The 10,923-nt window shown below is 64.6% G+C and carries 11 protein-coding genes; 7 read left to right on the top strand and 4 right to left on the bottom strand.

The window, feature by feature from the left end; translation table 11 throughout:
* The first annotated feature begins 5 nt into the window (after positions 1-5).
* Positions 6-1,283 (top strand): adenosylhomocysteinase, encoded by a 1,278-nt coding sequence (locus AC1HIY_RS00705; protein WP_479574783.1) that lies wholly within the window; start codon positions 6-8, stop codon positions 1,281-1,283.
* An 84-nt stretch (positions 1,284-1,367) separates the two neighbouring features.
* Here AC1HIY_RS00705 and AC1HIY_RS00700 read toward each other — a convergent pair whose 3' ends face one another.
* Together AC1HIY_RS00700 and fdxA are read right to left on the bottom strand one after the other, a co-directional pair.
* Complete coding sequence (locus AC1HIY_RS00700; RefSeq protein ID WP_479574782.1) at positions 1,368-2,534, bottom strand: dipeptidase; 1,167 nt, start codon at positions 2,532-2,534, stop codon at positions 1,368-1,370.
* Positions 2,535-2,629: 95 nt separating this feature from the next.
* Positions 2,630-2,980, bottom strand: a complete 351-nt coding sequence (gene fdxA / locus AC1HIY_RS00695; protein ID WP_456424856.1) for a ferredoxin FdxA — start codon at positions 2,978-2,980, stop codon at positions 2,630-2,632.
* 318 nt (positions 2,981-3,298) lie between these two features.
* Here fdxA and AC1HIY_RS00690 point away from each other — a divergent pair, with 318 nt between their 5' ends.
* Together AC1HIY_RS00690 and AC1HIY_RS00685 are read left to right on the top strand one after the other, a co-directional pair.
* Positions 3,299-4,000 (top strand): hypothetical protein, encoded by a 702-nt coding sequence (locus tag AC1HIY_RS00690; RefSeq protein WP_479574781.1) that lies wholly within the window; start codon positions 3,299-3,301, stop codon positions 3,998-4,000.
* A 103-nt stretch (positions 4,001-4,103) separates the two neighbouring features.
* Positions 4,104-4,508 (top strand): methylglyoxal synthase, encoded by a 405-nt coding sequence (locus AC1HIY_RS00685; RefSeq protein WP_479574780.1) that lies wholly within the window; start codon positions 4,104-4,106, stop codon positions 4,506-4,508.
* Between the two features lie 17 nt (positions 4,509-4,525).
* Here the strand turns inward: AC1HIY_RS00685 and ruvB are convergent, their stop codons facing one another.
* Complete coding sequence (gene ruvB, locus AC1HIY_RS00680) at positions 4,526-5,560, bottom strand: Holliday junction branch migration DNA helicase RuvB (RefSeq protein ID WP_479574779.1); 1,035 nt, start codon at positions 5,558-5,560, stop codon at positions 4,526-4,528.
* A 251-nt stretch (positions 5,561-5,811) separates the two neighbouring features.
* Between ruvB and AC1HIY_RS00675 the strand changes: the two genes are divergently transcribed.
* From AC1HIY_RS00675 to AC1HIY_RS00660, 4 genes are all read left to right on the top strand, one after another.
* On the top strand, positions 5,812-6,402 hold the full coding sequence (locus AC1HIY_RS00675) for a DUF3109 family protein (protein WP_479574778.1): 591 nt from the start codon (positions 5,812-5,814) through the stop codon (positions 6,400-6,402).
* 22 nt (positions 6,403-6,424) lie between these two features.
* On the top strand, positions 6,425-7,933 hold the full coding sequence (rpoN, locus tag AC1HIY_RS00670; protein ID WP_479574777.1) for an RNA polymerase factor sigma-54: 1,509 nt from the start codon (positions 6,425-6,427) through the stop codon (positions 7,931-7,933).
* A gap of 142 nt (positions 7,934-8,075) precedes the next feature.
* Entirely contained in the window at positions 8,076-9,599 is a 1,524-nt protein-coding gene (locus AC1HIY_RS00665) for an aminotransferase class V-fold PLP-dependent enzyme (protein ID WP_479574776.1), read from the top strand.
* Positions 9,600-10,038: 439 nt separating this feature from the next.
* Entirely contained in the window at positions 10,039-10,299 is a 261-nt protein-coding gene (locus AC1HIY_RS00660) for a hypothetical protein (RefSeq protein WP_479574775.1), read from the top strand.
* A 237-nt stretch (positions 10,300-10,536) separates the two neighbouring features.
* Here the strand turns inward: AC1HIY_RS00660 and AC1HIY_RS00655 are convergent, their stop codons facing one another.
* Positions 10,537-10,839, bottom strand: coding sequence for a DNA-directed RNA polymerase subunit omega (locus AC1HIY_RS00655; protein ID WP_479574774.1), 303 nt, complete (start codon positions 10,837-10,839; stop codon positions 10,537-10,539).
* Between the last annotated feature and the right edge of the window lie 84 nt (positions 10,840-10,923).

The raw sequence follows: 10,923 nt of genomic DNA, 5'->3' as shown, positions 1-10,923 counted from the left end.
CGAACATGGATTACAAGGAAGGAGCGTACAAAGTCCGCGACCTGAGCCTGGCCGACGCCGGCCGCATGCGCATGGAATGGGCCGAAAGCCGGATGCCCGTATTGATGCGCCTGCGCGAACAATACGCCCGGGAACAGCCGTTCAAGGGCTACAAAATCGCCGGATGCCTCCACGTCACCAAAGAGACGGGCGTGCTCGTCGAAACGTTTGCCGCCTGCGGCGCGGAGGTCGCCTGGAGCGGCTGCAACCCCCTCTCGACGAACGACGAAGTGGCCGCCGCCCTCGCCAAAGCCGGCATCGAGATCTATGCCTGGTACGGGCAGAACGTCGAAGAATTTTACTGGAGCATCGAGCGCACCATCGACAAACCCCCGCACCTGACGCTCGACGACGGCGCGGACCTCATCTTCACCGTGCACAACAAGTTTCCGCACCTGGCCGACCACATCATCGGCGGCAGTGAGGAGACGACTACGGGCGTGCACCGCCTGCGCGCCATGGCCGAAGACGGCAAGCTCCTCTATCCCGTCTTTGCCGTCAACGACGCCGAGACGAAGTGGGACTTCGACAACGTGTACGGCACCGGGCAGAGCACGCTCGACGGCATCCTCCGCGCCTCGTCCGTGCTGCTGGCGGGCAAGAACTTCGTCGTCGCCGGGTACGGGCACTGCGGGCGCGGCGTGGCGATGCGCGCCAAGGGCATGGGCGCCAACGTCATCGTCACCGAGGTCAAGCCGACGGCCGCCCTCAAGGCGACGCTCGAAGGCTGCCGCGTGATGACGATGGACGAAGCCGCCGAAGTGGGCGACATCTTCGTGACGGCCACCGGCATGAAGGACGTGATCCGGGGACGCCACTTCGTCAAGATGAAAGACGGCGCCATCGTGTGCAATACCGGCCACTACGACGTCGAACTGAACCTCCAGGAGCTGGCCGAGCTTTCGACCGACGCCCGCCTCGTGCGCCCCGACAACCGCGAGTACACGCTCGAGAACGGGAAGCGCGTCTACGTCCTCGCCGACGGCCGTCTCGTCAACCTCGCCGCCGCCGAAGGACATCCCTCGGAAGTGATGGACATGAGCTTTGCCAACCAGTTCATGGCGCATCTCACGCTCGTGCGCAAGCATGAGGCGGGCGAAGACCTCTCGCCGCAAGTGATCGACCTGCCGGAAGAGCTCGACCAGGAAATCGCCCGCATCAAACTCGAAACGATGGGTCTCAACATCGACACGCTGAGCGACGAGCAGATCGCCTATGCCACCGACTATTCGGCCGGCACCTGACCGGATCCAGGCTCATCCTTTACCGAAAAGCCGCGCCCGGTTCGCCCCGGCGCGGCTTTTTTTGTGGGCTCCTCTCGCACCGGTTCATCCGGGCGGGAGGGTCTGCCGGAGGACGCGGAGCACGTTGCCGCCCATGATCTTCGCGATTTCCTCGTCGGTGAAGCCCTCGTTCATGAGCGCCTCGGTGATCTTCACGAGCCCGGTGGTGTCGAACGGCTCGCGCGTGGCCCCGTCGAAGTCGGAGCCGAGGCCCACGTGATCGACGCCCACGAGGCGGGCGACGTGACCGATGGCGCGGACGACGTTCGAGAGCGTGGGCTCGCACACGGCGCCGTCCCAGTAGCCGATGCCGATGACGCCTCCGGTGGCGGCGATGCCGCGGATCTGCTCGTCGGAGAGGTTGCGGGGGCTGTCGCACACGGCCTTGACGCCGCCGTGCGAGAGCACCACGGGCCGCGTGGCCAGGGCGAGGATGTCGTCCACGGCGCGGGGCGAGACGTGCGCCACGTCGACGACGATGCCGAGTTCTTCCTGCCTTTGGATGACCTGCCGCCCGAGCGCCGTCAGCCCGCCGCGCGCGACGCCGTGGGCCGATCCGGCTACGGCGTTGTCGAAGAAGTGGGTGGCCCCCATCATGCGGAAGCCCGCCTCGAAGAGCCGGTCCACGTTTTCGAGCTTGCCTTCGAGCGCGTGCAATCCTTCGACGGCGAGCACGCCCGCCACGAGGTTCGGGTCGTTCGCGCGGCGTTCGAGGAAGCTCTCGAGGTCCGCCGCCGTGCGCACGACCGTGAGCCGCCCGTCCGACCGCGCGGCGGCCTCGTCGAGGCGGCGGGCCTGATCGAGCGCGCGCGCGGTGAGGCTGAACCACGTAGACACGGGCCGGCGCTCTGCCATAAAGAGCCACCGGATCTGATCCGAATCGCCGGTGTTCCGCTCGTAATTGAGCCCGAACGGCACCTTCGTGACGGCGGAGAACACCTGAAGCGCGACGCCGCCTTCGACGAGGCGCGGCACGTCCACGTGGCCGTAATCGGCGCGCACGAGCGGATCGCGCGGCCACAGGAGCAGGTCGCAATGCAGGTCCGCCACGTTCAGGCGCGCGTGAAGCCGGCGGGCCTGAGCGCCCGCCTCATACGGCGGCGGCTCCACCACCGTGTTCATGCGCCGGTCCATCATCGGCGCCGCGAAGCCGAAGAAAAAGATGAGGCCGGCCAGCACCGGCACAAGCAGTACGACCAGAATGCGTTTCATCGAAGGCCCTCAAGGAAAGAAGCCGCGCCGGTTCTCACCCGCGCGGCTTCGAGATCTATCGTTTTCGGAAAAAGAGCGTGCTTCCCATGACGGGTTCACTCTTCGGTTTCCCACGTCAGGATGTCTTTCTCGGACTTCTCGGCATTCACCCACTTGTCGGCGTCGGGCAGCGGGTCTTTCTTTTCGGTGATGTTGTATCCGAGCGCGCTCCACTGTTCGGCCAGATACCGGTTCCATTCGGCATAATGCGCCCACTTTTCCGGGAGCTCATCGTCGGCATAAATGGCTTCCGTCGGGCAGACCGGCACGCACGCATTACAGTCGATGCACTCATCCGGATGGATCACGAGAAAGTTCGGGCCCTCATAGAAACAATCGACCGGGCAAACTTCCACACAGTCCGTATACTTACAATTGATGCAGGGTTCGGCTACGACGTACGGCATAAGACTATCCTCTCAGATGATGAAGGAGCAGGGGGCAACGCCGGCGAGGGAAGCCCCGGAGGCCAAACCCTCCGCGATAGATCGAGACGCGTCCCGTGGCGGGAAAATAACGCACGACACGGGGAGAACACAAGCCCGCTCATCGTTCTTTCACAAGGTTGGCCCTCCGTCGGCGACGCCCTCCCGGATGGACGGTGTGCCCCGTCGAGCGGACAGCCCCGACCTCGAAACGAAGCGTGCGCGACGCCCGGCCCGGTGGTCCAAAATTTGCGCCTACGGAGAGGCCGCTTCGTCCCGTGAAACGCATTCCGAGCCTCCATGACCGACCGTATACGACGCCTCTTCACCGGCGCGCTCGCCGCCGCCGCCCTGCTTTTCGCCGCCGGATGCGGCGGCACGAACCACCTCGCCGAATACGACTTCGAGGGCCGCACCGTCGCCGTCACGGCCGCCGTGCCGCCGCTGCCCGGCGTCTTCACGGATCCGACGGTGATTGAGTCCGTCACGTCCGAGACGCCCGTCGAGACCTTCCTTCGCCTCGGCACGACGGCGGCGCGGGAGGTCACCGCCCGGCGCGCCGAGGCTCGCATGGACAGCGCGCTCGCACGCATCGACGTGGCCGAACGGCTGGCCCGGAGAACCCTCCTCAAGGGCGCCCGATACCTCGGCTATCGCCCCGTCAACGACCGCGACCGCGCCGACTTCCTCCTCGACATCCGCGTGAAGGAATACGGCCTCACCGCCCATTCGTGGGACGCCGCCGTCAAGTTCGTGCTCGACGCCGAGGTGCGGCTGCTCGACCGCCGCGCGCGCCGCGTCGTCTGGAAAAAGATGATTCGCCACACCGAACCGGTGACGTCGGCCATCACCGGCTTCGGCCCCACCCTCGGCAACGTCTTCACGGCGGCTACGCTCGCCTCGCTCTCGGTCGATGAGATGGAGCGGGCGTTCAAGAACCTCGCCGACTACGCCGCAGACCGCTTTGCCGACGCACTCCGGGAGGATTACTACGACCGGTGAGACCGCAAGGGTTTTTTTAAAACGGTAACGTCCGGAGACAGAACACGGGCGCGCGCGGCGGGTAAACGGCGCAGAGTTTCGTCCACGCACGCAGAGGCCGCTCATGGCGCATGCCCGCCGCACCCTCGCCCTCATCGCCCACGACGGGAAGAAAGCCGAAATGGTGGCCTTCGCCCTTCGCAACCGGGCGTTTCTCGCACAGTTCGACCTCATCGCCACCGGCACCACGGGCAAGATGATCGCCGACGAGGTGCGGTTGCCCGTCACGCGCATGCTCTCCGGCCCGCTCGGCGGCGATGCGCAGATCGCCGCGCGCGTGGCCACGGGAGAGATCCACGGCGTCTTCTTCTTCGTCGACCCGCTCGACAAACATCCGCACGATCCCGACATTCAGATGCTCATGCGGGTGTGCAACGTGCACAACGTTCCGCTGGCCTCCAACACGGCAACGGCCCGGCTCCTCCTCCGCAGCCCGGCCCTCCTCGATCCCGCCGCGCCGCTTCCATGAGCGCGTCGGCGTTCCGCTCACGTCGCCCCCGCGAAGAGGTCGCCGGGGCGGGGCGGGGGGATGCGGTTGAAATGCTCGTAGGCGCGCGGCGTGGCCATGCGCCCCCGGGGCGTCCGCTCGACGAAGCCCTCCTGAATGAGGTACGGCTCGTACACCTCCTCGATGGTGCCCGCATCCTCCCCCACCGAGACGGACAGGTTCGTCAATCCGGTCGGGCCGCCGCCGAACTTTTCGATGAGCGTCAGCAGGATGCGCTTGTCCATGTCGTCGAGGCCGCGCTCGTCCACGTTGAGCGCGTGCAGGGCGCGGTCGGCGATGGCGAGCGTGATGCGCCCGTCGCTCTCGACCTCGGCGAAGTCGCGCGTGCGGCGAAGCAGCCGGTTGGCGATGCGCGGCGTGCCCCGGCTCCTCCGTGCGATCTCGTGCGCGCCCTCCTCCGAGATGCCCACGCCGAGGATGCGCGCCGAGCGCACGACGATCTGCCGGAGCAGGTCGGAGGTGTAATAATCATACCGGAAGTCGATGCCGAAACGCGCGCGGAGCGGCGCAGTGAGCAGCCCTTTCCGCGTGGTGGCTCCGATGAGCGTGAACGGCGGGAGGTTGATCTTCACGCTCCGCGCACTCGGCCCACTGTCGATGATGATGTCGATGCAGTAGTCCTCCATGGCGGAATAGAGGTACTCTTCGACGACGGGGCTGAGGCGGTGGATCTCGTCGATGAAGAGCACGTCGCCTTCGCTGAGGTTCGTCAGCAGCCCCGCGATGCTTGCCGGCTTGTCGAGGACGGGGCCGCTCGTGGTTTTGATGGCCGCCCCCATCTCCTCGGCGATGATGAAGGCGAGGGTCGTCTTGCCGAGCCCCGGCGGCCCGGAGAGCAGGACGTGGTCGAGCGTCTCGCCGCGTTGGAGCGCCGCCGTCATGAACACCCGGAGGTTGTCCTTGATCTGTTGCTGTCCCACGAACTCGTCGAGCGTGGAGGGGCGGAGGGCTTTTTCGAAATCCTCGTCGCTGCGGTGGGGGCGCGGCGCGAGGGCGTCCGGTCCGGTGCTCATGCGTGCTCTCCTGTGAGGGTCGTTCCGTGGCGGGACGAAAGGTGCGGCCCCGCGCTGACAGCGTACGGTCATCGGGCGGGGCCTCGTATTCAAGCGCCGAGACGACGTTCGGGTTTCCGCCCGCCTGCTTTTCCCGTCGGTGGCGCGCCTTAACGCCTGCGCCCTCCCGGTCGATCCTTCTTCCAGAAATAACCGGCTTTCCATCCCCGGTTATTGACAAACCGATGCGCGAGTTCTACGTTTAAGGCATTATGTTTGCGGTAGACGACATACTCATTTCCGACGACCTGCTCGAGGCGCCCTTTGCCTGCAACCTCGGGGCCTGCCTCGGGGCGTGTTGCGTGCACGGGACGTCCGGCGCGCCGCTGGAGCCGGAGGAACGCGCCGTGCTCGAAGCGCTGCTCCCGCGCGTGCGCAAACACCTCACTCCCGAAGCGCTGGCCGTCATCGAGCGCAAGGGCGTGTGGGAGGAAATCGGGCCGGGGGAATACGCCACCACCTGCGTCGGTCAGGGCGCGTGCGTCTTCGTCACGTATGAGGGACCCGTCGCGAAGTGCGCCCTTCAAAAAGCCTACCAGGCGGGCCGAATCGACTTTCCAAAGCCGATCTCGTGCCACCTCTTCCCCGTGCGCGTGGAATCCTACGGCGACCTCGAGGTGCTCAACTACGAGCAGGTCCCCCTGTGCGACTCCGCGCGCGTCCATGGGCGCCGACGCCGGGTGTACCTCACCGATTTCCTTCATGAGCCCCTCCGCCGCAAGTACGGCGAAGCGTGGGTTCAAAAGTTCCAGGAAGCCTGCGAAGAGCGCCGGGCTGCGCTGAACCCGCCTTCCCAACCGTGATTGATGATTTCGAGAGGTAGTAATGCTTAATCTTCAGCAAAAACAATCGCTTCAGCAAAAGCTTTCGCCGCAACAGATTCAGTACATCAAGCTGCTTCAGTTGCCGACGCTGGCGCTCGAACAGCGCATCAAGGCCGAGATGGAGTCCAATCCCCTCCTCGAAGAAGGGATGGAAGAAGACCTCGAAGAGACGACCGGGGAAGAAGAGCGCGAAGAGCCGGCCGAAGAGGAAGACACGGCGGAAGAACCGGCCGAAGCCCAAGAGGAAAAGAGCGCGGAAGACGAATACGACTGGGACGAATTCCTCAACAGCTCCGACGACCTCTACGGCTATAAGGCGCAGGTCGACAAAAGCGACGAGGAGGACCGCCGCGAACTGCCCATGCCCGCGCGCGTGAGCATGGCCGAGCACCTCATGAACCAGCTCACCTTCCTTGACCTCGACGAGACCGAGACCCTCATCGCCGAACAGATCATCGGCTCCATCGACGAGGACGGATACCTCCGCCGCCCGCTCGTCTCCATCATCGACGACATCGCTTTCAATCACGGCATCCTCCTCTCCGAAGAGGACGTCGAAGCCGTGCTCCGCCGCATCCAGCGCCTCGACCCCGTCGGCATCGCCGCGCGCGACCTGCGGGAGTGCCTGCTCATCCAGCTCGAAACCATGTCCGAAGGGACGCCGGGCCGCGACGTCGCCATCTGCATGCTGAAGGACGCCTACAAGGCCTTCACCATGAAACACTTCGAGGCCATCAAGAAGAAGCTCAACGTCACGAACGAGGAACTCAAGGAGGCCTACGACCTCATCCAGCACCTCAACCCCAAGCCGGGCGAGGGCGAGTTCACCGCCGCGCAAAACTACATCACCCCCGACTTCACGGTCCGGTATGAGGACGACGAAGGCTTCATCATCTCGCTCAACAGCGCCAACGCCCCGCCGCTTCGCATCTCAAAGCAATACCAGCAGATGCTCCGGAAAATCTCTGCCGAGAAAAAGAGCGGCCGGACCCGGAACAGCATCGATACGGAGACGAAATCCTTCCTCAAGAACAAGCTCGAGGCGGCCCGGTGGTTCATCAACTCCATCAACCAGCGGCGGCAGACCATGCTCAAGGTGATGCAGGCCATCGTAGAGATACAGGAGGAGTTCTTCAAATATGGCGAGGGTTACCTCAAGCCCATGATCCTCAAGGACATCGCCGAGAAGATTCACATGGACATCTCCACCGTCAGCCGCGTCGTGAACGGGAAGTACGTACAGACCGACTTCGGCGTCTATGAGCTGAAGTACTTTTTCTCGGAGGGCCTTTCGACCGAGAGCGGCGAGGACATCTCGAACAAGGAGGTGAAGGCGATCATCCAAAACATTATCGAGAACGAGGACAAGCAAAAGCCTCTCTCCGACCAGAAGATCGCGAAGATGCTCGAAGAAAAAGGCTTCAAGATCGCCCGCCGCACCGTGACGAAGTACCGCGAACAGCTCGGCATCCCCGTGGCCCGTCTGCGCAAGGAGATCGTGCTTTCGTAGCCGCCGTGCGCCGCGGCGTCATTCTTCGTGAAATCCCGGGGGCGGCGCAGGGGCGCGCCGTGCGCCGTTTCCGAATCCGGAAGCGCTCCCGTAAATTGCGGGCACGCCGCAAGCGCTTCGCATCCTCAACCCACACTTCGCCATGGATCTTTTGCACGCCTCTCGCCTGAAGCCTTTTGGGCCGCGCGCCGAGCGCGAAGCCCTCCTCGAAAAGCTCCGCCCCGAGTTTTACGGCCTCCACACCACATACACGCTCGCCGACGGCCGCACCGCACCGCGCATCTACCTCGACAGCGCCGCCTCGAACCTTCGGCTGAAGGTCTCCGACGCCATCGTCCACCGGGCGCTGGCCCATTATGCGAACACCCATTCGCAGCTCCACTTCGGCGCACGCATCATGACCGACCTGTACCACCACGCGCACGACGTCGTGCGGGATTTCGTCGGGGGGGACGATGCCTATACGACGGTTTTCTACGGCAACGGCGTCACGGGCTGCATCAACCGGATGGCGCAGGTGCTCGCGGCGAAGCGCCCCGAACGCGACGTGGTCATCACCTCGCTGATGGAGCACCACGCCAACGACCTGCCGCACCGCAAGCACGCCGGCGAGGTCGTCCATGTGCCGCTCGAACACGACCCCGACGGCGAGGCGGGCCGGGTGGACCTCGAGGCGCTCGCGAAGGCCATCGAGGCGAACGCCGACCGGCTCAACTACGTCGCCGTCACGTGTGCCTCGAACGTGACGGGCGTCATCAATCCGGTGCATGAGATCGCCCGCATGGCGCACGAGGCCGGCGCGCTCATCCTCGTCGACGCCGCCCAGTCCGCCGCCCACCTGCCCCTCTCGGTCGTGCGCGACGACCCGGAGGAGAACCTCGACGTGCTCGTGATGAGCGGGCACAAGATCTATACCCCGGGCAGCCCGGGCGTCATCGTGGCGCGGAAAGACCTCTTCCTCGGACTCGAACCGGTGGAGGTCGGCGGCGGCATCGTCACGTTCGTCGATGCCATGCGCTACAAGATTACGGATCGGCTGCCCGACCGCGAAGAGACCGGCACGCCGAACATCCCCGGATCGATCGCTCTGGCAACGACGCTCTATCTCATGGCCCGCGTGGGCATGGACGTGATCGAGGAGGACGAGCGCCAACTCACGCAATACGCGCTCGACCGCTTCGAGGCCATCCCCGGCGTGCACATCTACGGCTCGCACCGCCTCGAAATCGCAGACCGCATCGGCGTGATCACGTTCAACGTCAGGGACCTGCCTCACGGCTTCGTGACGGCGGTGCTGAACGACTACTTCGGCATCGCCGTACGGAACGAGTGCTTCTGTGCGCAGCCGTTCGTGCGGCAGCTTCTCGGCCTTGCCGACGAGCACGGTGTCGCGCCCGACCGGTGCATGGAGCGCGTCCCCGACGCCACGGAGAAGCCGGGCATGGTGCGCGTCTCCTTCGGGCTGTACAATACCCGCGCGGACGTGGACGCCGCCGCCGAGGCCCTCCGCCACATCGCCGAACACGCCGAAGACTATGCCCCGCTCTACGTGCCCGTACCCGACGGCAGCGGCGACTTCCGGCACCGCCATTTCCGCTTCAACCCCCGCGAGGTGTTCGATCTCGAACGCGAGGTCGACGCCTGGCTCGCGCAGGCCCTCTCCTGAGCCCTCCTCCCGCTCACCGGGCACCGGGCCTCGCGCGCGAGGGGCCGTCGTGGACACTCCCTCCCCTCGCCTGCCCACTCCGAGCGACACCGCCTCCGGCAAATGCTTCCGCCGCCCGGGCATTCCGGGCCGTTTCGATGAAATGATCCCGCCGAACGGACCGGCCCCTACCGATCGAACACAAGCTCGGAAAAAACAATCATATAGGCCCTGTCTCCGCCTCACCTCGGCCCGATCGATCTCTTCAAAAAAAGCCTTGATATTTCAAGCTTTACCCCTATAAGAAGCACTCTCGTCCGGGACCCGGCGCACATTTTCGGAACCGGGCGAGGGAGGGCGACGAGGAGCGACGTGTTCGAGGTTTGGCCCGGATTTTGAGAATCCGGTGTGAAGAACATCACCCTGCCCGAGCGTCCGTGCCTCCATCCTCCCGATAGCCATGCCGGCCACCGCTTCTTCTCCCGCTTCGACGCCGTCGGCGCTGCCGATGCTGCTCGCCCGCTACGTCAACGGACAGATCGCCGAGGTCGCCTGGCACAACCTCATGCATGTCTTCGACGCCGACGAGATCACCTCCGGGGAGCGCCTCGCACTGGCGCGGTTCGTCAACGACTTGCTCATGGAAAAGGGGCCGGGCGCCGTTCACGTACCGAAGGTCGACGAGATCAAAGACTTGCTCACGGAAACGCGGGCTCACTGAAAAGTCACCCAACACCCCGCGCCGGACGTCTACCTCCCGCCCGGCTCGGTTTCCTTCCTGTGATTGTGGGTAATTGCAAGAGGGACGTCCTCCGATGAGGGACAAAGGCCGGACGAATCGCGCACGTCCGGCCTTCTTTTTTGCCCGAAACGCAAGCCCCCTCTCCCGGGCCCTTACAATACAAAAGGATAGACCCCGGGTGGAGCCTATCCTTGAAAAAGCGGACGTGTGAAGGGCTTATCCTTCCAGTTCGGCCGAGGGATCGCGGAAGTAGATTTCGCCCTTGAGCATCTCTTCGATGGCGAGTTCCGTGGGTTCCGGCATCTTTTCGTATTCGAGCGAGATGCGGGCCTGCTCTTCCTGAAAACGCGGGTCCTCCATCTCCGGCTCGAAGCCTTCGAAATAGGCCAGCTTCTCATCGAGTTCCTGCTTCATCTTCGTCGCGATCTGCCGGGAGCGTTTGGCCAGAATCGCCACGGTTTCGTAGATGTTGCCCGTCTTCCGGGCAAGCAGGTCCATATCTACGGTTTTGATAGCCATGAGTGTCTTGGATTTGCAATGAAAGCAGGGCGGGAAGGCCGCTCTTTTTACCCGAACGTCGTTTTATGCAGCATGTCCGGCGCG

This window comes from Rhodocaloribacter sp. (assembly GCF_056451265.1).
Note: the sequence above shows the minus strand (reverse complement) of the source record. Positions and strands in the feature narration are given on the sequence as shown.

What these genes read in the sequence shown, in the direction of transcription:
- AC1HIY_RS00705 (WP_479574783.1), top strand. Translation starts at nt 6, where the DNA reads ATGGATTACAAGGAAGGAGCGTACAAAGTCCGCGACCTGAGCCTGGCC.
- rpoN (WP_479574777.1), top strand. Translation starts at nt 6,425, where the DNA reads ATGCTTAATCTTCAGCAAAAACAATCGCTTCAGCAAAAGCTTTCGCCG.
- ruvB (WP_479574779.1), bottom strand. Translation starts at nt 5,560, where the DNA reads ATGAGCACCGGACCGGACGCCCTCGCGCCGCGCCCCCACCGCAGCGAC.
- AC1HIY_RS00685 (WP_479574780.1), top strand. Translation starts at nt 4,104, where the DNA reads ATGGCGCATGCCCGCCGCACCCTCGCCCTCATCGCCCACGACGGGAAG.
- AC1HIY_RS00655 (WP_479574774.1), bottom strand. Translation starts at nt 10,839, where the DNA reads ATGGCTATCAAAACCGTAGATATGGACCTGCTTGCCCGGAAGACGGGC.
- AC1HIY_RS00690 (WP_479574781.1), top strand. Translation starts at nt 3,299, where the DNA reads ATGACCGACCGTATACGACGCCTCTTCACCGGCGCGCTCGCCGCCGCC.
- AC1HIY_RS00675 (WP_479574778.1), top strand. Translation starts at nt 5,812, where the DNA reads ATGTTTGCGGTAGACGACATACTCATTTCCGACGACCTGCTCGAGGCG.
- fdxA (WP_456424856.1), bottom strand. Translation starts at nt 2,980, where the DNA reads ATGCCGTACGTCGTAGCCGAACCCTGCATCAATTGTAAGTATACGGAC.
- AC1HIY_RS00660 (WP_479574775.1), top strand. Translation starts at nt 10,039, where the DNA reads ATGCCGGCCACCGCTTCTTCTCCCGCTTCGACGCCGTCGGCGCTGCCG.
- AC1HIY_RS00665 (WP_479574776.1), top strand. Translation starts at nt 8,076, where the DNA reads ATGGATCTTTTGCACGCCTCTCGCCTGAAGCCTTTTGGGCCGCGCGCC.
- AC1HIY_RS00700 (WP_479574782.1), bottom strand. Translation starts at nt 2,534, where the DNA reads ATGAAACGCATTCTGGTCGTACTGCTTGTGCCGGTGCTGGCCGGCCTC.